Here is a 26,667-nt window from a genome sequence, read left to right on the forward strand (position 1 = left end):
TATGAATTAGAGATAAAAAATTTTAATGATTTTTCAAATATCTAATTTATAACGTTAATAGTTTCAGTTGAATAGACCATCATTATTGTGGTATGATATGGCATCAAAAGAACTGCTTGTTCCAAAAACCTAAAAGGAAAAAATTGATGAATATAAAACGCATAAACAGATACGATGACAAAAGATTTTCAAAGACCGTATTGTTTCAGCATGGTGCTTATGAGATTGACGGCGAACCGTACGAAGTTGAGATTATAGATTCGGAATGTGCAGTTATTCGAGGAAAAGACTCCGGAAAATATTTATCCTTAGCTCAAGAATTTTGTTTTCATGCTCCCCACATTTCGCGGTTTGTAAACTCTTATAGAACAACAATCTTAGAGCTTCCTCAACAGGAACAATTTGACCTTGAGTTGAATTTAGTTCAACCTTCACAGTTTTATGTGAGCAGTCAAAAACTTCAGGCGGTAAACTCTTTTATTAAAAAAGCGGAAGATATTGTCATTCCTGTAATTCGGATAAAAGATCGTTATGTTTCACTGGATGGACATACCCGCTTATATCTGGCATATAAACAAAAATGGGAAAAAGTTCGTGCCGTAATCACCGAAACGGATGAGTGGATTTGGCGATTTGTTAGAGAGGCAGAAAAAAGAGGTGTTTACCGCCCGTCGGATTTAAAGTTGATATCTCAAGAAGAATATGAAATATGTTGGAATGCTTTCTGCGACAAAATATTCAGTATAAAATCATAAATTACAATTTACAAAGATAGATTAGTAGCTGAACGGGAGAATATTAAAATCAAAACAACAACTTTCATAATCTTATTTTCCGCAGTCTCCTTTTCCAAAATTACCTTCAACATTTTTGTAGAATATTCTGCATTTTTCTTTTGTAAATGCTTGGATAATACCGTCTGAAGCCCACAAAAGAGGGTGCTGAAAATTCTTTTCCTCAAATTCAATATCGCTGCGATAAAATGTATTTGGGTGTAATTTTTTCTCATCTTCAACTGTCATTCGGTACGGCCACGGGTAGTGATGTCCGAAACTTCTTTTGCAAACATTGCAATTCCCATTATTCAATACGACGTAAGAAACCTTGCCCTGATACTCTATCCGTATCGACTTTGACCTTTCAACATCAAAGTGCATAGTATACATAAATTTGCAAATATAGTACCCGCACGATTTTTCAAACGGAATAAGCTCAATTCCTTGCATATTGTATGTATGATATATATCATAAAACCGCTGACTTGCAATGAATACACCATCTAAAGTATCAAAGAAAAATTTCTTTTTTCGTATTTTAACTATCTTTGCCGCTTGTAAAATTGCTTCATCACGGTTTAATACCATCTTACACGCTTCGCAATAATCTATTTTTATTTTATCGTCCATACCTAAATACAGATTCTGCTCATCGCTGTCTCCATATATGCTGCAATAGTTTATCATTAATTTTCTCTCCAAAAGCCGTACATCCATTTTTCGTAATTGAGCGGATATATTTCATGTGCTTGATTTAGCAAAAACTGTATTTTTTCTTTTCGTTTATTTTGTGCAGCTCCGGCTTTTAAGCTATCTATTCCTTCAATTAATCTTTGTGCTTCTCCCTTTAATTTATGCCACTTACTCCAGTCTTTATCCGACATTTTTTCAGACTTTTCTTTTAAGACATCTAAGTGCAAAAATTTTTCTGCCAGTTTAATTTGACAATTTTTTCTTTGCATACTTTTACAAAATTTAAATGTAAAAAGTTTTTCTCTATCAGTTTTTTTACATGTTCTTTTACTGTGATAACAAGGCTTTCTCTGTCATATTGGCTTCTGTATATTTCAGGACAAAAAGGAGCTGTCCGCAAAATCCGGTGTTCCTGTTTCTTTTTGTCGAAGTAGTAGATTCCCTGCCATAATATTTCTCCATACGATCTCCACGGGATTTTTTTATTTTGTAATATATAAATCATTGTTTTCCTCCATAAAATTATTTTTACTACACAAAAAACTTCAGTAAAATGTTTTCTGTTTTATTCTATATTCAATGACTGTATAACATCCACTCATGCCGTTTTTATTACTTTGTCTTTTAATTAAACTCTTCCATCAATTTTTGATAATACTTTTCTAATTGTTTTATATTTCGCGCTCGTTTCAAAGAATCGGCATCGTTTTTATCTGTATAGGCAAGCCATTTATCATATAGTCCCCTTAAAACTTTGTGTCCTTCTTCCGTTAAATCGAGATTCGTATATAAGAGTTTTATTATTCTGCCATCTCTGTCGAAAGGATTTTCTTTTATTAAGTTTTTTTCATAAGCAAAATTAAGAAATGTAAGATGTTCCTCATATAACTTATATATTGTTTCAGGATAGCCTCTATAACTTTGAAAGAAAAATGCGATATCAAATACAACTTCTTTGAGAAAATATAATTCATGGTAGATGTAATTTATTATTTTTTCGAGTTTATCTTTGTCTTCAAGATTATCAATTTCAATAAATTGATAATAGCCCCAGTCAAATAAATTTACCGGTTTAAAACCAGGTAATACGGTTTCCGGGTTTTTAAAAGTCGGAGCATAAAGAACATATAACTTTTCCTCATAAAGAACACCGACTCTCTTTCCTGATACTAGTACAATATACTCTCCAAAAAGAGATTCCAATGAAAAGTTGTTTATCCCTTTGCATTGCTTTTCCATGTACTTAGCAAATTTTTTTGTTGTCATTTATTACCTCCTATAACGTAATCAATCGAACATACCTTGCAGTTCCCCTTAAATAGTTTTAATTCTTCTGCAGGCAATTTATATTTCTCCGTAATTACCCCACGTCATTTTTTTATTTTGTAATATATAAATCATTTTTTTCTCCTGAAGTTTTTTCGATTCATTTTTATCCGTGCCAAGCATAATACATTCCTTGAGAAGCAGCGCGGTTAATATTTTTACTGTTCATCCAAGTATAAGTTTCTTTTATCCATTGTTTTCCTTGTTCGTGTAAATATTTATTTACGGTTTCATTTTTGTAATCATAATGGTCATAAAAATATTTTTCTATATTCTCTCTTGTTTGTTCAATATAAGCTGCAATGGAATTTTTTTCATCACTTGAAATATTCGGATAAAGATCTTCAATAATTTCAATGATGTGCTTGCGGAAATTTTCTCCAAATTCCAGTGAGGCATTATAAACTGAATTTAAAATTTCTTCATTCATACAGCAGCTCTCTTTTTTATTTCTATCAATGTGAACACTCCTAAAATTAATTATATTTTCATTATGCATTGCGGTTATTCATAAATGCAGCCGGCATTTTGTAAGTTATGTTTGAGTTCTTGTTTTATCCAGCCTGTTTTTTCGTTTTCCAATAGGCTTTTTATTTTTTCCGTATAGCGGTAAAATTTCAATTTGTTCAGTTCCTTAACGGCAAAACCATATAGGTCATTATCATCCAAAAGAATTCCCAATACATTTGCAATAGCCGGTATGTCTGAAAAATAATGTAATAACATTACAAAACTTTCCCTGCCCTTGCGGTACTTCTTCGTTTGAACTATCGTTAAAATTTCTTGTAAAAGCAAATCGCTTCTCTTATCTTTTTTCATCTTAGCAATTTCCGTACGTATTTTTGCTCCAATCATCCATATTTCCGTTTCAAAGACCATTCTCTCCGGCATATTTTTAAACAAAGTTTTTTCTTTATAATTATTTTTTTCAAAAAGTTTTTCACAATAATTTAAAATATAGTCTTTCTTATTAAAGGCAGCAACAATATCAAATCTGTTTGATGACATAATCTTTTTCTCCTTGGTTTCTAAATTATGGTTTCGTTTTTCAGTGCATTATTTTGGTAAAACTTGATTCTCTTTTTCCATAAAATATGTAAATGCGCATTCTTCAATTTCACCGCATTTATTTATCAAATTTCCTTTTTCATCGTAGATTTTGTATGATACCTGTTTACCACCTAAAGAAGCTGCTCCATCTAATCCAAGAAGTAATGTGTAATAATTATCTGTCATAACCGAATTTACAAGTTCATATAAATCATCTTTACTGATTCCGGCTTGCATTAAATTCTTTATTTTTCCTGCAACTACTGTGGAATTTTGATTGAAATATTCATTCAAAATAGTTTCTTTTTCTTTATAACAAAGTTTTACAAATTCTTCTCCATTCATTTTTCAACTCCTAAAAATTTTTAGTCATCTAATTTATTCAAAATTAATTATACCACATTTTTCCATATTTTGTTAGTCGGCAAACTAAAAAACAATTTTAGATACTTATAAAAAACCGGCAGATGTGGTATAATTGGAAAACTATGGAAAAATATAAAATTGCGCATTTTGGAACATTTGATGTATCGGAGTTAGATCCTGAAATAATAGCTATCTACAACAATGATTTAGAAGAATTAAAAAATTTATTGGGGAAAAAAATAAATAAAATTATCCGAATTAAAAATAAGTATGGAGAAGATTTTACAGCCCTCGAAATGGCATTGTACTTAAATAAAAAGGATATTATTCATTACCTACTTGAACATAACGCATCAAATAAGGGTAAATCACACCCAAAACCTATTGAAATTGCCGTGCGCTTTTGTGAACCTGAAACGGTTGCTCTTTTTGAAAAAGATTTAGAAAGTTTAGCTGATGAGAAAAAAGCCGAACTTTTTCAAGAAATATTTTGGGGAGAAAATAAAACAGCCAATATTGATGCTTTGGAAAAAATGGGAGTTACTATTGCCGAATATGGAGGCTTATTGTTAAGGCTTTTGGCTTCCGAAAATAATTTAGAAATGGTTCAGATGTTTTTAGAAAAAGGAGCCGATATAAATTATCATAAACCGGACATGATTTTTCCTTATGCAAACACACCGGTTTTAGAAGCTGCAAGAGGGAATCATTTTAAAATGGTTCAGTTTTTGGTTGAAAAAGGAGCAGATATTACTATCAAAGATAAATACGGAGATAGACCTTATTCCGTTGCTGTCCAGAATGGTAACAATGAAATGGCCGAATTTTTAGCCAAGCATGAACCTAGCGAATTTCACATTCTTGAGAATAAGAATATTGCTCTTAAGAGTTATAAGTTACCTAAAAAAATGATTGATTTTCTTCAAGGTGATAATCTTGTAATCAATATGCCTCATTCCGAATATTCGAAATTTATTCGTTTTTATTCTTATGGGGATACGATTGAGATGACATGGAAAAATAAAAAAGTACTTTCACTTGCAGCAAAAATAGATAATTACGATCTGCTTCTTGTTTGGTATCCTGCTAAAAAAATGATTTACGTAATCGACTATGAACACGAAACATTCACACCGCTTGCAACATGGGAAGAGTTTTATTTGAATACGGAAAAATATATTTCCGCTTATTTGAATGGAGAGTGTGAGTAAGTTTTTATAAATATTACTTATAGATGAAAAATTGACAAATTAGAAGTGGTTAGCTGATCCTTTTATTTACGCAACAAGTTCAACATATTATCGACTTTTAGTATGCTGTTACTAACATTAATCAAAGTATAGCCGTCAGGATGCTCGATAATATCTCTCACTGCGAATTTGCCGAGATTGCCGAACTTCATCTTAAGCTTTTCGCCTGTTTTGAAATTCCAAAATTGAGCAAGGTCATAGTTTTTGTCGGCAACTCCTATTACGGCGAGCCATTCGTCATTCAGTTTGCTGATATAGTTATATACTTTCGGATTCATTTTTTCCAATTCAAAAGTACGCGATAAGTTACCTGTCGTGATATCAATTTCTTTAATAAATCCTCTATGAATATACACAAACTTATTCTTTTCGAAAGAAGCTGCTCCGCAGTTGATAGGTTCGTCCAGCTCAAATAGAGGTTTAAGTTCAGGGATTCTCTCCGTTTTTTCGGAAAACGAACCGCTGCTTTTTTTCTCTTTATATTCAAGAGAAAGGAAATATCCGTTTGCAAAGACATAGCGCTTTCCGTCAGACATTTCAATTAATTCCGGATAAAACTCATCGCGTGCAGGCTGTTCCTTTTTTGGTGTTTCCCAAAGTTTGCGGCATTCTCTTCCGCCGTGAGCAGCATCTTGAATTATCCACGCCTTATTTTCATAAAGTATAACTACATCATCACCTATCCAAACAGGAACGGAAAGCTCATCTAAATAATCCTCGCACTTAACATCTTCCCAGCTATCCATATCGAAAGGATCAGCAGTTATTTTAATCGTTCCCCAATATTTACCCTTCCTATTTTCATCTACACTGACATTTCTAAACCCGGCACAATAAAGTTTATGCTCAGAAGAATAATCATAATAATGTATTCCGGCAGGCAGATACTTCAGTGATATACTTTTCTCTTTAGGAGGGAAAGTTTGCAAGTCTAAAAACACATAATTTCCGCCGATATAGATGGATTCAGCCATATTATCTATATCTCTTATCCAGCCGCCTTCTGCTACGGAAAATGGGTAGGTGAATGTCTTCACATCTTCCACGCGATAGAGTTCATACGGCAAACGATTTGCCAATTTTAGAAGCCGTGCAGGCTCACCCCATTTCTTCCGCGATTGCTTATATTGAGTCAATCTCATTTTTTTGGTTTTTGCATCTTTTTCAAATATTGCACTATTATCCTTGCGGCAAATATAAAGACAAATGCGGTCACTGTCCTCATATATTTCATACAAAACTAAATCGTAACGACTTAACTCCTGCCCAATAGCCGGAAGAAACTCTTCAGCATCTTCTACAGAATAGTTTTCTATCAGTTTAATAAAATCTTCGTTTTCAAATATACTTTTATAATCAGGAAAATGCATAGTTAATTGATAAACGGCTTCATCTATCTCTTCTTTCCAATCAATAAAAGCGCAATGATGTTCAATAAATGTTTCTGCATGTGCCATTTATTTTCTCCTTTATTTATTTTTTAAATGCTCCCGCTTCATTATATACACAAATAAAACCATTAGTCCATCTTTTATAAGTTAGCGCAATTACACAAGGCAATTTCTTTCAAGCCTCTATCGTAAAGTGAGGTAAGGCAAAATTCGCCTAAGATGTTTTCGAGTTTGTGTTTTGACATTCCTCTTGGGAAGGTAATGTCGGAATATTCATGTGTACTGAGTGAAAAAACTTTTTGCTTGCCTTTCCAATCATCGGTTTTAAAAAGAGGAGTCATTATCACATATTGAGAATCAGTAAAGCATCCGTTGATGCCGCCTTTTTTACCGTCTTTTTTTAAGTCATCTGATTCGATAAGTTTTTTGATTATTTTCCCATCTTCGGAAATTCTTGCAAGGGCATAATAATTCATTCCCCACTTATTAACCGATGTTTGGCTGTCGCCCGGAATAAAGGCATAGATTTCTTTATCCGATATTTTAATGCTGTCTATTTTAGGTGCGTCTACACAGCTGTCATCTTGATGTGTAAATGCCTTTTTATCTATTGTAGAAAAACATTTCCATTCGGCAGATTTTGCAGCAACATCAAATTCCAAAAGAGCGAAACACCTTGCGTCCCCGCAATAAAATTCGTTTTCAAAGCAAACGGGAATTGTCTTGCTGTCGGATATATTTTGAAAACATCTCTGTTGAGCTTTTTCCGGTACAATGCTTCCTCTTAGCTGTGAATTATTTTTTATCGGAATTATTTCAGGCAACGAATGAATGCCGGAGTAATACCGCAGCTCTTTTGCCGAAATGATAAGTCCGAAACTTGCACCATATCGAAAAAGCACAGGATAATCTCTGCTTGATGTTTGTTCATGTTCAATCGGAATCTTTTTTATTCCATCGGAAGAAAGCACAAGGAGGTAATATTTATCCCAATCGCTCTTCAGCCCTGTAGTTAGAATTACCGCAGTTCCGTCCGGCAACAAAACAGAGCCGTGTACAAACGAAAACTCACTATCCAATTCCCATTTTTTCAATAAACTTAATTTTAGGTTGTTCATTGTTTTATCTCCTTTTGTTTAATTTATAGAGCACCTCTAAAAACCTATTTATTATTTTAAGTGCTTTTTTATAAATTGTCTAGTGTAAAACTTGGATTATTTATCTTAGTTCAACATTTTCATTATCATATTTTGCAACCTCAATGGCATCAAGCAATATGTCATAAGCTTGTCCTGAAAATGTTACAGCATTTGTATAAAGATTAAATTAGGCGAAAGCCGCATCCTATTTAATACCTAAATCTAACATTACTTTTTGATAATTTATATCTTCAATTTCATCGTACAACCTTGTTTCTATCAAATAATTTTTAACTTTTTCTGACAACATAATTATCTACTTATTGTTTAATTATTTTACTTTTTGCTTTCGCTGTGTAACCTTTTTACTGCAAGGGTCGCTGTGAAATAAGATGTTAGGCATTTGTGTTCTCGGTTTATTTCCTACGATTAAAATTTGCAGGCAAGGGTTTGATGATTTACTTCATCGGTATATTCCGCTTTCCAGTAATGTACGTCATTGACTTCGGTATATGTTATTCCGGGTATGTTTTTTTGTACGGGAGTCAAAAAAGGTTTTTCAAGGAATACAAACAAATGAGACGATTCGGTTTTAGAAAATCCGCCTGTTGCCGTTTCTGCAATGGTATTGCCTGCATGTAATTCCAATTGCAATCTTTTTTTTAAATCATCACTTAATAACATTATATGAGCCTTATTTACCATAGGTTCTCCTTTTCAGTTTGTAATTCTTCATTAAGCATTCACAACCCATTCTTTTTATTCTTCCGGTAAAGCATCGGAAAAAACTTCTCTAATAGTTCATCATACTAATTTCCTTATATTTTTATGTCATTCCAAAATTATGTCCGGTTAAATTTTTGAAATACATTGTTTTGTTTGCGGTCTATATACAAGGCAATTTCTGCAAATTTTGTATCTTTTAATTTGGCAAATTCTTCACGATAAGTTGTTAATACTTCAAAAGAATAATAATAAAAACTATAAAATAGATTACCGGGGAAAACATTTTCTTCCTCGTACCGGAGTAAATCATCTTCTTCATTATAAATTTCAGACCATAGATATTCTTCTTTTAACATATCTTCAAAAAGAGGCAAGGGTTCAGGATGTTCCAGTACTTCTCCATCGCAACAGCATTCAGCTATTACATCAAAAATTTCGAGAAGCCTCTCCACTATATAATCTGCATTTATGTTTGCTTCAGTTTGATTTAATGCTTTAATAAAAATTCTTCCAAGAAATACAAGAGCAAACGGAGTTGCATACCATAGAGTACTTTGATGTTCAATGTTTATTGAAATTTCATCTAATGCTTTTTCTATTTTATCCGATTCCTGCATATTATCCAATACTTCAAAATATTGAGGAAACAGAGTTGCTCTTGCATAAGTTGTAGGAAGACGATTCCAAGGAACATCATCTATTTTTAAGTTGTGAATATAAGAATTATTTTTCATATTACAGATTATATTTTTCAATTAACTCCATCAACACATAGGCAGTGTCAATTTCTTCTGAAAGTAAATCGTCAAACTCTTCTTCAAGTTCATCCTGCATATCGCAAATCCATGATAAAAATTCTTTTGCTTTTTCATAGTTTTGATGAATAAAATAATATTCACCCAAAATACATTTTGCAGATACCACACTGGCAAGATCATCATCCATTTCGATAACCTTATTCAAAGTTTCCAAGGCTTCATCATACAATTTCTTGTTTAGTTGAAGCAATCCTTTTTTTAGGTATAATTCTCCGTTCATATTTATCTCCTGCTAAAATAAGCATCTTATGTCTATTCTATCATTTTTTATTGATTTTTGCAAGCTCTGTAATTATATTGTCAAGTGTTTTTGATACTAAATTAAAGCCGGCTTTTTTTGCGGCTGCCGGGGCTTTTTCTAATGCAAGTGATACGGCATCCTTTAAAGCTGCTGCATCTTTTAGTGAAATAAGACTTTCCTTTGCCGCGGTATTCTCCAAATAATCCGTAATAGTTCTATCGTCATTCAAAAGTGAAAAGCAATTGCAAATCATTATGCCGATATGAGAAAGTGTTATATAATCGTGTTTTTTCTGCATAAGTTCTATGATTATCGGCCAAACTTCGGAAGTTTTCTTTAAGTACCAAAGCAGACTTGCTGCGGCCTGTCTTACTGAAGCATCTTGGTGTACCAAAAATAATTCTCCGAGTTTGCAAGCTTTTATTTTGAATTCCATGTTTTCTTTTTTTTGGATAAAGGTTTCAGAATTTTTTACTAAATGAGCTGAATCAATATAACGCTCACAATACATTTTTATCAAAAATAAATATTCCCATAACAGCTTCGGATCTTTTTCGGATTGTATTACTTCAAACAGCTTTGTATAATTAGCAGCTTCTGAAAACCAATCCCTTATCGGATATGTATTTTTCGTGCCGACTTCCAAACAAGAGGCTTGTCTTAAAAACCTTATTCCTTTTGTTCTCATACTAATATCGTTGCTTTGAGCTTGCAGTAATGCTTCATCTAATGCTTCTTTTGAATATTTTATCATATTCTTTTTTATACCTCCACTAAACTTTTAAGAACAATTTCTTTAAATAGTTTGCAGTCAAAATTGCAGCCTGAGGCTTTAAGTTTTTTTTCGATCAGTTCTCCTAAGTTTATCAATAAATTTTCCATAATCAAAATAAATTTATTTTTTATCGGAAGAAGAGGTTCTAAATTCCAATAATTTTTGTCGATACAAAACTCCGCCGTATATTCTTTTTTTGTACTGGAATACCGGCTTACGCTAATGCCGGTTTTTTCACAATAAGAGGAAACATCTCCGCCGATATACACACTGATTTTTATCTTATTAAGACCTTCAAAAAAAGATTTTTCAAAATGTTCTTTTAAAGATTTTCTCATCTTTATTATCAATGAATGAATGATTTTTGCTCCGTCAACCTCAGCCGTAATTTCTCCGCCGATTGCAGCACTCAAAAAAAATTCCATATATTGCTCGATATCATTTTCTTTTATTTTTAAGTTTAAACACCACAGCAATAATCAAGACGCATACCCAAAGGCTCACTTCGGTTATACCTATCGTGATTAAGGCGCCTTTAACCTCAGCACCGCCGCTGCCCTTGCCGTAAACTAAATACCACCACAGTGCGGAAACGGCAATCGAAACGGACAAAACTATTGCAGAGGCAATTCTGCCTTTTTTTGTCATCAGTCCGTTAGGGTTTTCTTTCGTTGCAAATTTCTTTGTGCCTATTGTTACCAATAAAAACAATCCTAATAAAAAAGGAGTTGCTAAGACCGCCATTTCAGGCGTTATTCCTATTCCCATATTTTCCCACCTCGTTTTTATTTTATCATTTTTTACCACTCTTCAAAATTTTGTTCAATGAGATGCTCAAATGAACAGGCAATAACCCTCTTTTTTTCTATATCAAGGTCAAATAAAACAACGCTTCCGTCAGCTTCAATCGCTATCGGATTCCCTGAACCGTCATCTGCAATCACAAGACTTGTATTTATTTCAGGGAACAATTTTATATCATTAAATAATTTCCTGGCATAACGGGTTAATTCAATAATTGTTTCTTTGCCTATGGATTCTCCATTTTCAAAAGCGTGTATCGCCAAACCCGCATAAGCTCCTCCGAAAAGTTTTATAAATTCCTTATAGTCCTCATCGAGCTTTATATTAAGTTCTTGTTCGGCAGCGGTAATTTGCTCAATATCGGCAGGCTTTCCCCTTAGTGACGGGTGTCTATCGAAAAATATTTGCAGCCGTTTTATCAATTTTTGTTCCATACCTTACTCCATAGGCAATTCAAGATAATACTTTGTGAGCACTTTGAAAACACTGTCAAAAAAATAAAGAGAAAGAACAACAATTATAGGAATGATGATAAGCTCAATGTAATATAGTTTAACCGAAATTGTATTTTGTTGAAAAATTTTTATTTTTCTTGTGAGCCGGCCAATAGCTAAAAAAAGGTTTGTTATTATAAATGCTATTAAAAATCTATACCCTTCGATAACAACATCAAAAGAAAATCTAAGAGCTTTGGCACCAGGCCATTTGCTTGGAAAATAGTACCCGATGATATACACCGCAATATTCAGCGTGATGTAGTTCAAAAAAGTTTTAAAATATCTATTTTCAATTTTGGGAAATAAATCCGGAAGTCCGCCCCAAAGGGGGGCCGAATCATTATATCTTCTTTGTTTTATCAACATGAAAAACCGCGTAATCAGCAGTATATCGGCTGTAAAAACTAAGAGAGTAAAAATTACCATTACTGTTGTAGTTACAATTTTATTCATGTTAATTTCTAAAGATATGCGGAAAATTCGCTGTAAAAACTTCCTGTTCTTTGGGAGAAAGATTCTCGAAGTCTTTATTTATTCTTGCAAATATCTTTTTTGCAAGTTCATTTTCCGGGGCATATCTTGCAAGATACTCAACTATTAAAGAACCCGCTTCAGGTTTATTTTTTGAGCTTTTGATTGTTTTAAAACCGTACTCAGCTGCATAAGGAACAGCCTTGCCGTCCGGTTTGTGATTGAAGGCAACAACTGCGTACCACTTTGCTTTGAAATCTTGATTTAACAAGAGGCTCGCCAAATATTTATTTTCAGTCCCCTCGGCTAAGTAAGCGATAGTTAAAACACATGCACCCTGCACATCTAAGTTTTTATAAGCGGCAACTTCTTTTAAATATTGAATTGCCTTCTGCGTTCCTAGCATACGCAGAGCTAAAACAGCCCAATAAATTTCGTATTTATTACGCTTCATTTTAAGGCAATTAATCATAGTCTCTTCGGTGAAAGGCATTTTTTCATTATGAAAATATTCCGAAATTGCACCCGTTTCATCTATTTCGTCTAATGTCCAATTTGGAAAAAGCGTTGTCTTCATTTATTTTTTCCTCCTCTCAATTTTATATGATACGGCTAATGAAATATTGTGCAGCTCACATCTGCTTTGCTTTTCTGTATCAGGCCATTGGATCGGTCCTTGAAAATATTTACATCCTGCACAGCTAAGCCCGATGCTATCCCAGCGCGAAGAATATGAAAATATATCTTTTATTTTTGACATAATTTTTCTATTTCATCTTGCAATTTTTGATCCCATTCAAATTCCATATTGAATGAACCGTCAGCGTTTAAATAAAAAACAGCTTTATTCCATTTAGCTTTTCCGCCTTCTGTCATTATTTTGTACAAATCTTTTATGTCTCTCATATTTTTAAAACTGTCAACTAAGGCTATGTTGCCGGCTGTGCCGTCCGGTTTTTTATATTGCAAAAAGCATTTTACCGCCCCTATATATTCAATCTGCAAAACAGCATTAACCCATTTTTCTTTAATCGAGTCGGAAATCCGTTGTCCAATCCTCTTATAGATTTCATTTATCATACCAAGGCCTCCTTTTTTAATTATATCATAGTATTTGATTTTTGATAAGTTTATTTAAAAATAAATTTTCCCATTAATCAGAGGGGAGTTCTTAATAGAACCTCTCGTAATCTATTAGTTAATTCTTCAGATGCTAGACACTCTATCGGCATTAGATTATCTAAAGCAGGGATTCTTCTTTCAATCCAATTAATGCTATCATTGTAGAATAAATAGTAAGCAACATAAGCTATATCATCATTGTTTTTTAGTTTTCTTTTTAGTTTATCTAAAATAGATTTGTCTGTATTAAACCCGGCAGAGGCAACTTCTTTTTTGGCTATTTCCACGAAATTATCCCAAACATCATCACCGGAGTAGTACTGTTCTAAATTCATGACTTTATACCCAAATCTTCTTTTGAAAACCAAACATTACCGCATTCTCCGCAGCCTCAAAACTTTTCATCTTCGGTATCAATATAAGTTACAATTCCTTCCTGACAAATCGGAGCCACTGAACTATCCAAAAAAGAACGATAGAAAATCTTCAACTTGCTTTGTGCTTAAGCATTGCGAGAGAATGCCTTCTGTATCATCAATAAAGTTTTCTAAAGGCTCTTCGTCATCATCGCTTGTGTTAAATTTATATTTTTCTTCTTCCAGCTTCATACATTCGGATAAAAGAAAAAAGAAATCGGCAAGAGAAGAGCTTAAATGAAAGAACTGTCTTTTATCGACAGAACCATACACTCCTCCATTTTTTCTGTCAAAGTAAACAGCATCATCATTTCTATTTGCAAATACAACCCAATCTTTATTCCACTTTGTATCATCGTTTTGCCGCTGTCCTTCTTTATTAAGAATTATGTACCAGCCTTCCTGAGCTCTATCAAGTTTTATCTTAGGTTGAATGGTAAGAAAGAATTCTCCTCCGATTATTAACACATTATCGAAAGACGTTAAAGAGTAAAACTGATCCAACTCATCTGTGCATTCGGTATTTTTCACGGCATCATCAATGACGGAAAAATTTCCCAGATCGGTTTTATTTCTGCCGAACACATTATTAAATTTTGTTAGTGCTTCTTTTAATTTCATAATATATATCCTTTTTTTAATTATATCACAGTTTTCGTTCTTTGATAAGCTTATCCAAATATAATTTATCTACACTGAGCCATTCAATGCTTGTTTTGCCATTTTTATAATTGCGATATTGGAAGATCATTTCATCCCTTGTTTGAAATAATGCATTCACGCCACAGCTATTTTTTAATTCATCTATCGTATAATCGATAATAAGTTCATCAATTAGTTCAAGTTTGGATAAATCAAAAGCATAGCATTTTCCTTCAGTTGTACAAAATATTCCGAAACTATCATTGATTTTTTGGATATTGGATAATGAATCTTTTTTAAATAGTGAATATGTTTTCTCGAGGATTTGTGTAAAATCGGAAGATGAAATTTTAATAAAGTTTGAGCTGTAAAAATCTGCAAACAAAGCATACTTATCGAAGCTAAACATATAGGATAAATTCTCCGGGAACTTATATATTACCTTCAGCTCATTATTGTTTAATTCTATGCAATAATCTTGAGAACCGTCCTGTCCTGCTGTAAAAGATATTATTATACGATTTTCTTCATTTAAGCCTGCAAAATCTATTTCAGAATCACTAAATTCATCTTCTAATTTTATAGAAGTAATCTTATTTAAAGTTTCATTGAATACCATTATGCGTATGCAATTTTCGTCTATTCTCTTTGCCGCCCAAGTGATCTTACTTGTATGAGGTGACTGATAGATGACATCAGTTTGGATATTTAATTTTTTTTCAATCTCGGGATCAGGTTTTCTATTGAGGTCTTCTAAAAAATAACCTTTGCTCTTATTATAGTATTTAATATAAATCATAGTTTAATATTTTATCTCCGTCTGATTTAGAAAAAGTGAAAAACTATTCATAATATCGACCTGTTTCAAGAACTTGAAAAGTATTAGGCAATGGATTTTCAGAAAAAGGTAGTATCTCTTTATATTTATTTTTGGATACTACTTTTTCAAAAAAGTCATATAAATCGTTCGCCGCTTTCAAAAAGCCGGTTCCTCTAAAATCAGTGATATAAATGTTCATCTCATCTTTTAACTCGTTACTTGTAATATCCCAAAACAAATAATGTCCATTTTCGCTCATTCCAAATGGAAATAGATTCTTTAAATCTTGATATTTTAAATCCGGTTCCATATCGAACCATAATTTTTCTTCATTATCCAAAACATCTTGATATGTCGAAATAATTTCTTTACTTCTCAAAAAAATTGAATCAGGATAATTATCCATTGGAATATAAATTATAAAAAGCCCGGATGATAATCCATAACCATATCTTTCAACAAAAGAAATATAAGAAGAAGGAAATTTCCTTCCATTTTTAAAAGTAAAACTTTTAAGAACAGATAGATCTCCATTTGTAATTATGTTGCTATTTTTTATTAAACCGAAGTCCATATTATTCTTTATATCTGTATCTATTATACGCTAATTCGGTTTCGGTATCAAGGTGTTGTCCTTGGCAAAGGAAAGGATAATCACTTCAAAACAGAGTAAAAGACTAAATATTTTCAGAGATAAAATGACTCAAATCATTTTCAATAAATGAATTAAATGATTTATTTATAATATGTATTTGATTTTTCCCTATATCATGCAAATATACAGAAGTTTCATGAGGTATGATATATAACTCATCCCCATCACTATTCAACCATAATTCCCCAAATTTAATATATTCCTTCCGTAATTCTAACATATCAAAATCAATAAGAATTCCTTCCATTTTTAATTGCGAAATACAATAAAAAAATGCAATCACATCACTATGTAATAATTTATAAAAGAATGATGAGGTTAATTTTTCTTCGGTTAAATTATTTTCCACAACATCATTTTTCAGTAAGTGTTTTTTTATTACGGTAAACAAGTTAGGGTAACTTTGCTTCAATTTGGTAAATTTCAAGTCAAAATCAATAATATCAACTTTGTCATAGTTCAAGGAGATATCATCTATTTGCTTTCGCCATCCTTCCATATAATTGACTTGTGAATTTTCGTTATAAGATTGATTTATAGATTTTAAGTATTCACGAGCCGCATTTTGAGATATTAGAGCGGCACCCATTAAACCTTGTGGCATCTTAGGTTTTATCTTTAAATACCACCGCGGCGGCAAAAATTGTTTTGCAAATTTTTCATTTTGTTTCCACCAATCAATCCATTCTTCGGGTAGGAATAGTCCTTCAGATAAATGTTTTAGCCCGTTTATTATATTATTTGTTTCCATGTTCTAATCCTCATCTGTTTCGTAACTGCCGACGAAGACAAATTTTTCGGGGTTGTTTTTAATGTAGGTTATCAGTTTATCGTCAAATTCATCGTGATTATAATAGAACCTATCATGCTTATCCAAAAAATCATTAAGAGCTTCTTCATCTTTTTCTTCCGCTTCTGAAAGCATATCCCAGCGCTGCTTCCTATCAAAAGAAATTGAGCCGCCGAAAAATTCTATCACTTCCAAGAAGTTCTTATATAAATCATCAATGCCAAAAAGCTTAAGACCTTCCAAGGCGTCTTGCCACACAATACCTGTGGAGTTGAAAAAAAACTGATGATGACCGCCGTTATCGGTTTCCACCGTATACCACTGCAAGGCTAATAAGTAACGCTGCTCCAAAGTAAAATCTTTAGCCGATTTTAGATATTCTTCATGCGTTCCGTAAATATTTACGGTGTACCACATAGGGTCAATGAGCCGATAAAGGTCAATTTCTTCTCCCATTTCTTTAATAACTTCTATCGTTAGATTTTCATTAATTATTTTCATTTTTTAAGCTCCTTATCCTTCTATATTCGCACTATCGAGTTTTCCGTCAAGATTTCCGTACACACAGATAATGTGCCCGAAAAACATATCATCATCATGCAGGTAAACAATAAAATTATTTTTTGGCTCGAGAACAATACTCGAAAGTTCAACCCGGTCGAAGAAGTCTTTTTTAGTAATTTCGGGAGTCTCCTTCTCCTGCCAATCATTTGCCAAGCCGGTAAGCTGTTCTGCTGCAAATTTTTTTATTCTGTTTAGCCACTCATCGAAATTTTTTGTTGCGGCTTTATAAGCACTCAAAATATTTTTTAATTCTTCCAAATCTTCCGTTTCTACATTCAGGTCAATATCTTCATCCTTATACTTTATTGCACCTTCGAACCAGTCATATTCTTTATTCAGAACAAAATAAAAATCCTCATCTTCATAGATAACTTCGGTATTATATTCTTTTAGAATTTTGTCAAATCTTTTATCTTTCACGCCCTCTTCTAAGACTTCTACGAGCATAAAAAGATGTTTATATCTCGAAGAAGAGCCGGGCTTTTGCGGGCGCACCTTCACTCGGAAGGCAGTTTGAGGTTTAAAATAATATTTCCAATCCCGATCTTCTACAAGCCACTCTAAGCGTATCGATTCGGAATGAAGTGAATTATCCGCAAGATCGATGAATGCTAAAGGACGATTTGACGGCGCCCACATATCGCCAAATTTAAATGCTCCGCCGGTTTTAGTTTCGATAAGCACTAAGATCTCTTTTTCTTCATTAAGAAATTTTGATTCAAACTGTTCTTTTGTACTTATGTTTTCTATCATAGTTCCTCCATAGATAAAGTTTTTTTACATTATCGCCCTTTAAGTATACAAGCTTTTATGCTTTTTGTAAACTCAGGTTTGTGGGCAGGTTTTTATATAATATAACTTGACAAGAGTATATACATTGAATAGTTCCGGTTAATAAACCGATTTGTACAATCTTTTCAATATGTTTTCAAGTTTTTTGCCGTAGTTTGGGTCTGCCGCCCAAGTTCCGGCAAGCCCGTAAATTGTAGGAGCCTTTCCCTTAGGATTAACATATTTATACCGCGGATCGGCTAGAGTGCGGACAAGAGGCTTGGATGCAGCATATGCCTTTAGGTGCTGAACATGGGCTAAAACTCCCGTCTTCTCGGTTGGAAAACTTTCTCCTTTTTTCCCTTCTCCGATTGAACCAAGGCCGCAAAAATTATTCATCTCCTCGCTTACCAAACCTCCGAAGCGTAAAAAACCTGTTTCCAAGCACATTTGCGAAAAAGCAATATCCGAATTTATTCCTTCAGCCTCAGACTCTTCTATATAAAATTGAGCAAGGCGCCTTACCTTCGCCTTATCGGCCTTGGGATTTTGGCTCATAAAAAAGGCGGTTAAATCCTCAGCCGAACATCTGCCCCGGCTTTCGATTAGATGAGGAGGACTTATAAACAAACTCAAACATGAAAAAAACAAAAAAGATAAACCAAAAATTAAAATATAAAAAATCCGCTTTTTCATAACTAGAGTTTCGGAAAAAATAAATCAGACTTGAATTTTCTATTGAACAAGTTTCTTTTTAATGATATTATACCGCCCCTGTAAAAGTTTTTATGGAAGAAAAAATGATTAAGGTTCAAAATATTTGCAAAACATACAAGGTCGCAAAAAGAAATAAGGGCTTAAAGGAAGCAGCAAAGGCTCTTTTTAAGAGGGACTATGAATATATAAAAGCCTTAAACGATATTTCTTTTACGATTAATGAAGGAGAAACCGTAGGTTACATAGGCCCCAATGGTGCAGGAAAGAGCTCTACTATAAAAGTTCTTTGCGGTATTCTTACACCGGACTCCGGCACTTGCGAAATTGCAGGCCTTGTTCCATGGAAAAAACGAGTTGAATATGTAAAAAACATCGGCGTAGTTTTCGGACAGAGAACTCAGCTGTGGTGGGACATTCCCGTTATAGATTCCTTTGAGCTTTTAAAGGATATTTATTCCGTGCCTCAAAATCTTTTTCAAAATAATTTGGAAGAATTGATAAGTCTTTTAGATTTAAAAGAAATTATAAAAACTCCTGCCCGCCAACTTTCCCTAGGCCAAAGGATGAAGTGTGAAATTGCGGCCTCTCTTTTGCACAGCCCAAAAATTCTTTTTTTGGATGAGCCGACAATAGGGCTTGACGCTCTTTCAAAATTGACGGTAAGAAAATTTATTTCGGAACTGAATAAAAAAAATAAAACAACAATTATTTTAACCACCCACGATATGCAGGATATTGAAGCAATTACCGAGCGTATAATCTTAATAGACAAGGGAAAAATTCTTTTGGACGGAACCTTAAAAGACATCAAAAAAGAAAACCTCTCTTTGGATGAAAGCCTCGCCGAGTTTTATAAAGAAAATTGCTAAAAAGGCTTTTACGGTTTATGAAAAAATATCTTTCTTTTTTTAAAATAAGATTTATAGCAAACTTACAGTACAGGGCTGCCGCCCTTGCAGGCATTTCGACTCAATTTGCATGGGGCTGCTTAACTATTATTTTATTCAAAGCCTTTTATGAAACCTCACCTCAAAATTTTCCTATGGGCTTTTCAGCCTTTGTTTCCTATATCTGGATGCAGCAAGCCTTCTTAGCATTTTTTGCAATGTGGACCTTCGAGGGCGACATAACGGACTCTATTGTTTCAGGCTCCATTGTTTACCAAATGTCCAAACCCATCGAAATATACACTCTCTGGTTTACCCGCTCGGTTGCATTAAGACTTGCAAGAGGACTTTTAAGATGCTTCCCCGTTTTAATAATTGCCGCAATTTTACCCATGCCCTACCGACTCGTAATGCCTGACCTTATTACGTTTTTAATATTTATAGCCTCCATGATTTTAGGCCTTTGTACGGCAGCAGCCTTTACCTGCCTCATATACGTGCTTTGTTTTTTTACGGTTTCTCCAAGAGGGCTTCAAATAGTATTTTTATCGGCTTCCGAAATGTTAATGGGGCAGGTAATTCCCATTCCTTTTTTCCCCGAAACAATAAAAAAGATTTTAGAATTGTCTCCCTTCACAGGAATTCAAAATATTCCTTTAAGAATTTTTTCTTACGATATTTCATCTAAAGATGCAGGTAAAAAAATAATCCTGCAAGTATTCTGGCTCATCGTTTTATTTATATCGGGGAAACTTATTGCAAAGGCGGCAGAAAAAAAACTGGTGGTGCAAGGAGGTTAAATTAAAATTTTAAGATAGGTATGAACGGTTTAAAACTTTATTTTAGATATATAGGTATTCTTTTAAAAAGCACAATGCAATATAAGCTTTCGTTTTTTTTATCGTGTTTGGGGCAGTTTCTTTTAACCTGCAACAGCGTCTTTGCTCTTTATTTTTTATTTGCGCGCTTTCAGTCGATAAAAGGATTTTCCTTTGCCGAAGTTATTTTTTGTTATTCAATAATGCAGTTGAGCTTTGCCATTACCGAAAGCTATGCACGAGGCTTTGATTCATTTTCTACACTGATTATAAACGGAGACTTTGACAGACTTCTTTTGCGTCCCCGAAATTTACCCCTTCAAGTACTGGGAAGTAAATTCGAATTTTCAAGAATAGGAAGACTTATCATAACCGTTGTTTTATTTTTTTACGGCATAAGATTCGGAAATATAGATTGGTCTTTTTTAAAGGTGTTTACAATTATATCAATGCTCTTAGGAGGCATAGCTGTATTTTCAGGTCTTTTTTTAATCTATGCAGCTATTTCTTTTTTTACCATACAAAGTCTTGAGTTTATGAATATCTTTACCGATGGAGCCAGAACATTTGCCTCATATCCCGTTTCAATATACGGAAACAAAATTTTACGCTTTTGCACATTTATAATTCCTTATGCTCTTTTTCAATACTATCCTCTTTTGTTTTTATTCGATAAATATGAAAACCCTGCCCTCGCCTTTTTACCTCTTCTTTCATTTTTATTTTTAATTCCTGCCTATCTTTTTTGGCGGTTCGGCGTATCAAAATATAAGTCTACCGGCTCGTAAAAACATAAGACTTATTTATTCCTATTTTATAAATTTTCTCCATTATAATTTTTTCCATGTATCTCTTGCACAAACATCTAGTAAAAATAAAAAAAATAATGTATAATCGGCTTTATCAACTCTTAAATGTATATTCAATAAACATCAATTATAAATAGTTCTTAAAATAGCACATGAAAGGAGCCGCATATGTTAGGTGAAAATATTCATCAAAAGGAAAAAAGACGGTTTTCTATTTTAGGAAAGTTGATTTTCTTTTTTGGTTTGTTAATCCTGATTGGAGGATTTACAATGGGAGCCTCTGCTTTATTTATAGCAAAAAAGGCTTTAATGGAAAAAATTGAAAAAGCTCTCATAATGAAGGCAACGGATACGGCTGAAATTATCGACGGAAGGATCAATAATTTTTTACAGCTTTTAGAAGGTCTTGCACGTATCCCGGCTCTTCGCGATTCTAAACTTACTTTTTATGAGAAAGTAAAGGCATTACAAAAAGATGCCGAGCGGAATAAAACGATAGAATACTTTGGGATTTCAGATAAGAATGGTATAAGATACTCTATCGATGGAAGTTCATTTTTTGTCGGCGATCGGGAATGGTATAAGGAAGCTATAGCAGGCAGAAATTTCATTTCTGAACCTATCGGAAACCGTAAAACAGGCCATTTAGAAATTATACTCTCCGTACCTATTTATGATGATGAACAAAATATTTTAGGCGTATTTAGCGCCGGTGTTAACGGATTAGCGCTTAGTGATCTAATCGATGATATTGTAATAGGAGAAACCGGCGGTTGTTATATTATAGGCGCTTCGGGAACAACAATTGCCGACAAAGACAGGCAAATAGTTGAAGATCAAGAGAACAGTATTAAAAGCGCTGAGTCCGAACCGGAACTTAAAAGCATCGCCGATTTTGAACAAAAGGTCTTATCATCCTCCGGAGCCGGTTTAGGCAAATTTACATATGAAGGCGAAAAAGAAATCGCAGCTTATTCTCCTATGAAAACAACAAAATGGAAGATAATAGTCAGTGCTCCGGTCGGCGAACTTACACGCAGTCTTAAGCTTTTAAAAATCACAGTGAGACTTATCGGTATAACCATATTAATCGTATCCATTATTCTTACAGCTGTTATAGCCCTTACAATAGTAAAACCAATTATATCAGCAGTTAAAGCTCTTAAAAATATTGCAGATGGAGACGGCGATCTAACGGTACGCTTGCCCATCAAACGAAATGATGAAATAACTGATCTATCAAAATACTTTAACAGAACGATTGAAAAAATAGGAAACTCAATAAAGACAGTCGGTTCAGGAACTCAGGAAATGGAGCAGATAGGAAATGAACTTGCGAGTAACATGACTGAAACGGCAAGTGCAATACATCAAATAAGTACAAACATAGAAGGGGTGAAACAACAAGCCCTTACACAGGCAGCGAGTGTTACAGAAACTTCTGCAACCATTGAGCAGATTATTAAAACCATCACACAATTAAACGGAATGATAGAATCTCAGGCTGTAAGTGTAGCCGAGTCTTCATCGGCAATAGAACAAATGGTCGGTAACATAAGCTCAATAACTCAGACGCTTATAAAAACGGATGAAGCCATCAAAAATCTTGCAGGAGCTACAGCTGAAGGAAAAGAAACTCTTTCAGCATCAAATACGGTAACGCAAAAAATTTCGGAAGAATCGGGCGGCCTTTTAGAAGCTTCAAGCGTAATCCAGCATATTGCAAGTCAGACAAATCTGCTTGCGATGAATGCGGCAATTGAAGCAGCTCATGCCGGGGAAGCGGGAAAAGGTTTTGCAGTTGTTGCAGACGAAATTAGAAAACTTGCAGAAGAATCCAGCTCACAAGGAAAAACGATAACTTCAACCTTAAAAATTTTAAGTAAAGAGATTGAAAACCTTTCCACATCTTCAAAATTAGCTGAAGAAAAATTTGACAGTATCTTTGCCCTATCAGAACAAGTAAAACAGATGAGTGAAACTCTGATGCTTGCAATGAAAGAGCAAGAAAACGGAGGCCGTGAAGTTTTAACGGCGATTCACGATATCAATTTAATCACATCGCGTGTAAATGATGGTTCGGCCGAAATGTTGGAAGGCGGAAAAAACATCGCTGTTGAAATGCAAAAACTTGACGATCTTACCAGAGTCATTACCGCAAGTATGAATGAAATGGCAGCAGGAGCATTTCAAATAAATGAAGCGACCCAAGAAGTCAATAGCATCTCTCAAAAAATAAAGAAAATATAAGCAGCCTTGTAAGCGAGGTCGAAAAATTTAAAATCTAAAAATCGAGAGGAATAAAATTTTAATTTTATTCCTCTTTTTTATTATTACCTCTTTTCCTTAAAATATTTTAAAAGTTTTAGATGTAAATTATTTCTTCTTTGCCTCATATTCGGGAAGGCCGATAAAATACGGCCCTTGTTTTTTTCGGCAATAAGTTTAAACTGTTCCTGTATTTTTTCATAAGCGGAATATCGATCCTGTTTTAATTTTTCGCGGAGCAGATTAAAACTTTCTGCAATATTGCTTTCGCTTATCCTTTCATGTATATCAAGAGTTTCAAGATGTGCATAAAAATTCTCCGTCAGACTCTTAATATGTAAGAGAGCATCATGAAGTCCGATTAGAGCTTTAAGCGTAAAAATAAAATCGGCAATAAAAATAAAAAGCAAAACTTTTGAAATAATCAGAATAAACAAATCGGGTATTTGATTTACATACTTTGAAATAAAAGGATTTATAATATACATTAAAGCAAGCCCCAATATTCCAAAGAGAGTCGAATTAAGAGCACAAACTCGTCCGTTAATATTAAGTTTATACTTTGAATAATCCCACCAAAGTGTATCAAATAAATATTCTAAAATAAAACTTGCAGCATATTCAAGAGAGCTTGTTAAAATAACGGCAGCAAAAAACAAAGCTATAGGATACGGGATTAAATTTTTCAACGAAAAAATTGAAATCAACGCTCCAAACCCGTATATTGGGCATACAGGTCCGTAAAGCATTCCGCGGTTTAACACAAGTTTCTTTTGTAAAAGAGAGCAATAGGCTACTTCGCAAAGCCACCCGATAAAACTGTAAATACCAAAATATAAAATCAAATAATCCAATGACATATTAGTATTTTATCATAGATAAAGGGAAATAACCATTGAAAGTTTAAAATATATTGACAAATGATATTATATATAGTATCATATAAATATGGCTGGTGTGGAGAAAATAATTGAAAAAATGCGAAATCAACCTAATGGAATAAGAATTCAAGAGGCCGACAGAGTGCTTGAATATATAGGTTATAGGTTTGATCGCCAAAAAGGTTCGCATAGGCAATATATAAATGCACAAGGGGATGTGATAACTGTAAAATCAGAAAATCCATTAAAAGCATGCTATGTAAAAGATATTTTAAAAAGAATATAGGAGGTACTTATGCAAATAAAAGATTATTTAAATTTACCGTATTCAATTATCATAAAAAAAATACATGATGAGAGCGGTTTATATTATTATGCACAAGTCAAAGAATTGGATGGTTGTCAAAGCTCAGGAGAAACATTAGAAGAAGTGTATGAAAATATATATGAAGCAATGGAGGGGTGGATTGAATCAAAACTCGAAAACGGTTTTGCGATACCCATGCCTCAAGACGAAAATAATTATAGCGGCAAATTCCTTTTAAGAATTCCTAAATCTTTACACAAAGAACTAGCTTTAAATGCAGAACATGAAGGTGTTTCCCTAAACCAATACGTCCTCTATAAACTATCTTAAAATTTAAAAAACCTCATTTTTTTTCTACCCTCAAAATTAAGTTATCTTGCCTTAGCGCCTTCCGCGAGGCAGCGCAGCCTATTGTGGATACCGAAATTTTAAGAAGGCTTTCTATTTTTATGTTTTTTAAAATTTCCAATTCTTTTTTGTTTGCGGGGAAGCAAAATTCTTTTCCGTTTATTTCCAAAAACTCATCTTGGGATAAGGGCTTTTTTCTGACGAGGCTGATTGTCCACAAGTTTGTTTTGCTTAAGTCTTTTGACATTTTTAAGCTTAGTTCAAGCTCCGTACAAATAAAATGAGAAGAATAATAATCCTTTCCCGTAAAGCGGTATAATTTTTTTGTAAATGGAATTTCGTTTATTTTATCTTTTAATTCAGTAATAGAATCCTGAGGAATATCTAAATTTAATTCTTTACAAAGTTTTTGCGCGCCCTTTTGAGAAGGAGCCTTTGATTTAAAAAAGCTCCCGATTTTTTTTAGGACCTCAGCTTCAAAAGCAACTACCGAACCGTCTCCCTTAGGGCCGATGTTTAAAAGATAATTTCCGCCCATAGCTCTTACTTTTATAAGACTTTCAATGAGCTCTTGAGCTTTTTTGTTTTTATCGCCCCGCCTTTGCCATGAGCGGTATCCCCATGTCTCATGGTAAATTGAAGCCGGAGTTTGCCAAGGAACATTTAAACTTTTATCGGGAAGTCTATTATCCCCCATGGTACAAAAATCTCCGCAGTCATTCCATATTCTTCCGTTGATCATCATATCGGGTTGAAGTTTCTGGGCAAGGGCTCTAACCTCTTCGCTTTGCTTTTTTGTCGGGAAACCCATATCCATCCAAAGCTCACAAAGCGGGCCGTAATTTGTAAACAACTCAGTCAGCTGCTCCAAATTAAATCTTTGATGTTTGGGCGGAATTTTATCGCTATTATGATCGCTTATCGGAAGAGCGAATTCACAATCCCAATCTATCCAAGAAAAATAAAGCCCGAACTTTAAACCGTTTTTTTTGCAAGCTTGCGAAAGCTCTAAAATCAAATCCCGCTTTGCAGGTGTCTTTACCGAATTATAATTTGTAGTCTTTGTGTTAAAAAGACAAAAACCGTCATGGTGCTTTGCCGTGATAATAATGTATTTCATCCCCGCAGTCTTTGCGAGAATGCATATTTTTTCCGCATCAAAATTCTTACAGGTAAATTTATTTTGCAAGGACTTATATTCTTCTTTGGGTATTTTACCGTGACTTAAAATCTGCTCACTGTAACCGCGCTTTACCGGCTCCCCCTTCCAAACGCCTCCGCATAAAGAATAAAGTCCATAATGAATAAACATTCCAAAACCTAATTTTTGCCATTGTGTAATTTTATCCGGTTTCATAATATTGAGTATATAGGATAGAATAAGAGATTTCAAGTGAGCAAAAATAGACTTAAAACAACAAAAATTTAACATCTGCGTAACATCCGTTACCGCCTCCTATTCGTAAAATATATATAATTTACTTAAACCTTTAAATGGATTTGGCAATCCATTTAAAAAAGTTTTATAG

The 26,667-nt window shown here is 33.7% G+C and carries 36 protein-coding genes and 1 pseudogene; 8 read left to right on the forward strand and 29 right to left on the reverse strand.

Features of this window, described 5'->3' with window-relative positions:
* The first annotated feature begins 146 nt into the window (after positions 1-146).
* Positions 147-755, forward strand: a complete 609-nt coding sequence (locus tag E4O07_RS10840; RefSeq protein ID WP_253685686.1) for a hypothetical protein — start codon at positions 147-149, stop codon at positions 753-755.
* Positions 756-827: 72 nt separating this feature from the next.
* Here E4O07_RS10840 and E4O07_RS10845 read toward each other — a convergent pair whose 3' ends face one another.
* The 7 genes from E4O07_RS10845 to E4O07_RS10875 form a co-directional block, all read right to left on the reverse strand.
* Positions 828-1,463, reverse strand: a complete 636-nt coding sequence (locus tag E4O07_RS10845; protein WP_253685688.1) for a hypothetical protein — start codon at positions 1,461-1,463, stop codon at positions 828-830.
* Complete coding sequence (locus E4O07_RS10850; protein WP_253685690.1) at positions 1,463-1,696, reverse strand: hypothetical protein; 234 nt, start codon at positions 1,694-1,696, stop codon at positions 1,463-1,465. Before E4O07_RS10850 ends, E4O07_RS10845 begins: the two co-directional genes overlap by 1 nt.
* Entirely contained in the window at positions 1,687-1,974 is a 288-nt protein-coding gene (locus E4O07_RS10855; protein WP_253685692.1) for a hypothetical protein, read from the reverse strand. The genes E4O07_RS10850 and E4O07_RS10855 overlap by 10 nt, the downstream gene beginning before the upstream one ends.
* 119 nt (positions 1,975-2,093) lie before the next feature.
* Complete coding sequence (locus E4O07_RS10860; protein ID WP_253685693.1) at positions 2,094-2,735, reverse strand: hypothetical protein; 642 nt, start codon at positions 2,733-2,735, stop codon at positions 2,094-2,096.
* A 166-nt stretch (positions 2,736-2,901) separates the two neighbouring features.
* Positions 2,902-3,225, reverse strand: a complete 324-nt coding sequence (locus E4O07_RS10865) for a hypothetical protein (protein ID WP_253685695.1) — start codon at positions 3,223-3,225, stop codon at positions 2,902-2,904.
* 74 nt (positions 3,226-3,299) lie between these two features.
* Entirely contained in the window at positions 3,300-3,803 is a 504-nt protein-coding gene (locus E4O07_RS10870; RefSeq protein WP_253685697.1) for a hypothetical protein, read from the reverse strand.
* Between the two features lie 48 nt (positions 3,804-3,851).
* Positions 3,852-4,190 (reverse strand): hypothetical protein, encoded by a 339-nt coding sequence (locus E4O07_RS10875; RefSeq protein ID WP_253685699.1) that lies wholly within the window; start codon positions 4,188-4,190, stop codon positions 3,852-3,854.
* 143 nt (positions 4,191-4,333) lie between these two features.
* On the opposite strand from E4O07_RS10875, the gene E4O07_RS10880 reads away from it, so the two are divergent.
* Positions 4,334-5,422 (forward strand): ankyrin repeat domain-containing protein, encoded by a 1,089-nt coding sequence (locus E4O07_RS10880; protein ID WP_253685701.1) that lies wholly within the window; start codon positions 4,334-4,336, stop codon positions 5,420-5,422.
* Positions 5,423-5,484: 62 nt separating this feature from the next.
* Here E4O07_RS10880 and E4O07_RS10885 read toward each other — a convergent pair whose 3' ends face one another.
* The 20 genes from E4O07_RS10885 to E4O07_RS10980 form a co-directional block, all read right to left on the reverse strand.
* Positions 5,485-6,918, reverse strand: a complete 1,434-nt coding sequence (locus tag E4O07_RS10885; protein WP_253685703.1) for a DUF6630 family protein — start codon at positions 6,916-6,918, stop codon at positions 5,485-5,487.
* 74 nt (positions 6,919-6,992) lie between these two features.
* On the reverse strand, positions 6,993-7,970 hold the full coding sequence (locus E4O07_RS10890) for a hypothetical protein (RefSeq protein ID WP_253685705.1): 978 nt from the start codon (positions 7,968-7,970) through the stop codon (positions 6,993-6,995).
* Between the two features lie 450 nt (positions 7,971-8,420).
* Positions 8,421-8,696: a hypothetical protein gene (locus tag E4O07_RS10895; RefSeq protein ID WP_253685707.1), complete on the reverse strand. Its 276-nt coding sequence runs from the start codon at positions 8,694-8,696 to the stop codon at positions 8,421-8,423.
* 137 nt (positions 8,697-8,833) lie between these two features.
* Positions 8,834-9,451 carry a hypothetical protein gene (locus E4O07_RS10900; protein WP_253685709.1) on the reverse strand — a complete coding sequence of 206 codons (618 nt, stop codon included), beginning with the start codon at positions 9,449-9,451 and terminating at the stop codon, positions 8,834-8,836.
* Between the two features lies 1 nt (position 9,452).
* The gene (locus E4O07_RS10905; RefSeq protein ID WP_253685711.1) at positions 9,453-9,755 is read right to left on the reverse strand and encodes a tetratricopeptide repeat protein; all 303 of its coding nucleotides are present in this window, start codon (positions 9,753-9,755) and stop codon (positions 9,453-9,455) included.
* A gap of 40 nt (positions 9,756-9,795) precedes the next feature.
* On the reverse strand, positions 9,796-10,530 hold the full coding sequence (locus E4O07_RS10910) for a hypothetical protein (RefSeq protein ID WP_253685713.1): 735 nt from the start codon (positions 10,528-10,530) through the stop codon (positions 9,796-9,798).
* 8 nt (positions 10,531-10,538) lie between these two features.
* On the reverse strand, positions 10,539-10,976 hold the full coding sequence (locus E4O07_RS10915; RefSeq protein WP_253685715.1) for an Imm12 family immunity protein: 438 nt from the start codon (positions 10,974-10,976) through the stop codon (positions 10,539-10,541).
* Between the two features lie 13 nt (positions 10,977-10,989).
* A complete protein-coding gene (locus tag E4O07_RS10920; RefSeq protein WP_253685717.1) occupies positions 10,990-11,319 on the reverse strand; it encodes a hypothetical protein in 330 nt (109 codons plus the stop codon).
* A 32-nt stretch (positions 11,320-11,351) separates the two neighbouring features.
* Positions 11,352-11,789: an SMI1/KNR4 family protein gene (locus E4O07_RS10925; RefSeq protein ID WP_253685719.1), complete on the reverse strand. Its 438-nt coding sequence runs from the start codon at positions 11,787-11,789 to the stop codon at positions 11,352-11,354.
* A gap of 3 nt (positions 11,790-11,792) precedes the next feature.
* On the reverse strand, positions 11,793-12,305 hold the full coding sequence (locus tag E4O07_RS10930) for a hypothetical protein (RefSeq protein WP_253685721.1): 513 nt from the start codon (positions 12,303-12,305) through the stop codon (positions 11,793-11,795).
* 1 nt (position 12,306) lies between these two features.
* A complete protein-coding gene (locus E4O07_RS10935) occupies positions 12,307-12,900 on the reverse strand; it encodes a HEAT repeat domain-containing protein (RefSeq protein ID WP_253685723.1) in 594 nt (197 codons plus the stop codon).
* A gap of 170 nt (positions 12,901-13,070) precedes the next feature.
* Positions 13,071-13,403: a hypothetical protein gene (locus E4O07_RS10940; RefSeq protein ID WP_253685725.1), complete on the reverse strand. Its 333-nt coding sequence runs from the start codon at positions 13,401-13,403 to the stop codon at positions 13,071-13,073.
* 77 nt (positions 13,404-13,480) lie between these two features.
* On the reverse strand, positions 13,481-13,780 hold the full coding sequence (locus tag E4O07_RS10945) for a hypothetical protein (RefSeq protein ID WP_253685727.1): 300 nt from the start codon (positions 13,778-13,780) through the stop codon (positions 13,481-13,483).
* A 123-nt stretch (positions 13,781-13,903) separates the two neighbouring features.
* A complete protein-coding gene (locus E4O07_RS10950) occupies positions 13,904-14,482 on the reverse strand; it encodes a hypothetical protein (protein ID WP_253685729.1) in 579 nt (192 codons plus the stop codon).
* Between the two features lie 25 nt (positions 14,483-14,507).
* Positions 14,508-15,302, reverse strand: coding sequence for a hypothetical protein (locus tag E4O07_RS10955; protein WP_253685731.1), 795 nt, complete (start codon positions 15,300-15,302; stop codon positions 14,508-14,510).
* Between the two features lie 43 nt (positions 15,303-15,345).
* Complete coding sequence (locus E4O07_RS10960) at positions 15,346-15,897, reverse strand: SMI1/KNR4 family protein (RefSeq protein WP_253685733.1); 552 nt, start codon at positions 15,895-15,897, stop codon at positions 15,346-15,348.
* 103 nt (positions 15,898-16,000) lie between these two features.
* A complete protein-coding gene (locus tag E4O07_RS10965) occupies positions 16,001-16,729 on the reverse strand; it encodes a hypothetical protein (protein WP_253685735.1) in 729 nt (242 codons plus the stop codon).
* Between the two features lie 3 nt (positions 16,730-16,732).
* Positions 16,733-17,269, reverse strand: a complete 537-nt coding sequence (locus E4O07_RS10970) for a DMP19 family protein (protein WP_253685737.1) — start codon at positions 17,267-17,269, stop codon at positions 16,733-16,735.
* 12 nt (positions 17,270-17,281) lie between these two features.
* Positions 17,282-18,085 (reverse strand): DUF2262 domain-containing protein, encoded by an 804-nt coding sequence (locus E4O07_RS10975; RefSeq protein WP_253685739.1) that lies wholly within the window; start codon positions 18,083-18,085, stop codon positions 17,282-17,284.
* 138 nt (positions 18,086-18,223) lie between these two features.
* The gene (locus E4O07_RS10980) at positions 18,224-18,799 is read right to left on the reverse strand and encodes a glucosaminidase domain-containing protein (protein ID WP_253685741.1); all 576 of its coding nucleotides are present in this window, start codon (positions 18,797-18,799) and stop codon (positions 18,224-18,226) included.
* A 104-nt stretch (positions 18,800-18,903) separates the two neighbouring features.
* Here E4O07_RS10980 and E4O07_RS10985 point away from each other — a divergent pair, with 104 nt between their 5' ends.
* The 4 genes and pseudogenes from E4O07_RS10985 to E4O07_RS11000 all read left to right on the forward strand — a co-directional run bounded on the left by E4O07_RS10985 (position 18,904) and on the right by E4O07_RS11000 (position 23,622).
* A complete protein-coding gene (locus E4O07_RS10985; RefSeq protein ID WP_371921977.1) occupies positions 18,904-19,689 on the forward strand; it encodes an ABC transporter ATP-binding protein in 786 nt (261 codons plus the stop codon).
* A gap of 17 nt (positions 19,690-19,706) precedes the next feature.
* On the forward strand, positions 19,707-20,507 hold the full coding sequence (locus E4O07_RS10990; protein ID WP_253685745.1) for an ABC transporter permease: 801 nt from the start codon (positions 19,707-19,709) through the stop codon (positions 20,505-20,507).
* 20 nt (positions 20,508-20,527) lie between these two features.
* Positions 20,528-21,313 (forward strand): ABC transporter permease, encoded by a 786-nt coding sequence (locus E4O07_RS10995; protein ID WP_253685747.1) that lies wholly within the window; start codon positions 20,528-20,530, stop codon positions 21,311-21,313.
* 189 nt (positions 21,314-21,502) lie between these two features.
* Positions 21,503-23,622 (forward strand): annotated as a pseudogene (locus E4O07_RS11000) (methyl-accepting chemotaxis protein).
* A gap of 45 nt (positions 23,623-23,667) precedes the next feature.
* Here E4O07_RS11000 and E4O07_RS11005 read toward each other — a convergent pair.
* Positions 23,668-24,462 (reverse strand): putative ABC transporter permease, encoded by a 795-nt coding sequence (locus E4O07_RS11005; RefSeq protein ID WP_253685749.1) that lies wholly within the window; start codon positions 24,460-24,462, stop codon positions 23,668-23,670.
* 88 nt (positions 24,463-24,550) lie between these two features.
* On the opposite strand from E4O07_RS11005, the gene E4O07_RS11010 reads away from it, so the two are divergent.
* Entirely contained in the window at positions 24,551-24,769 is a 219-nt protein-coding gene (locus tag E4O07_RS11010; RefSeq protein ID WP_253685751.1) for a type II toxin-antitoxin system HicA family toxin, read from the forward strand.
* A gap of 9 nt (positions 24,770-24,778) precedes the next feature.
* A complete protein-coding gene (locus tag E4O07_RS11015; protein ID WP_253685753.1) occupies positions 24,779-25,120 on the forward strand; it encodes a type II toxin-antitoxin system HicB family antitoxin in 342 nt (113 codons plus the stop codon).
* Between the two features lie 13 nt (positions 25,121-25,133).
* Here E4O07_RS11015 and E4O07_RS11020 read toward each other — a convergent pair whose 3' ends face one another.
* Complete coding sequence (locus E4O07_RS11020) at positions 25,134-26,570, reverse strand: alpha-L-fucosidase (protein WP_371921925.1); 1,437 nt, start codon at positions 26,568-26,570, stop codon at positions 25,134-25,136.
* Positions 26,571-26,667 lie beyond the last annotated feature (97 nt).

This window comes from Treponema sp. OMZ 798 (assembly GCF_024181385.1).
Lineage (GTDB): Bacteria > Spirochaetota > Spirochaetia > Treponematales > Treponemataceae > Treponema_B.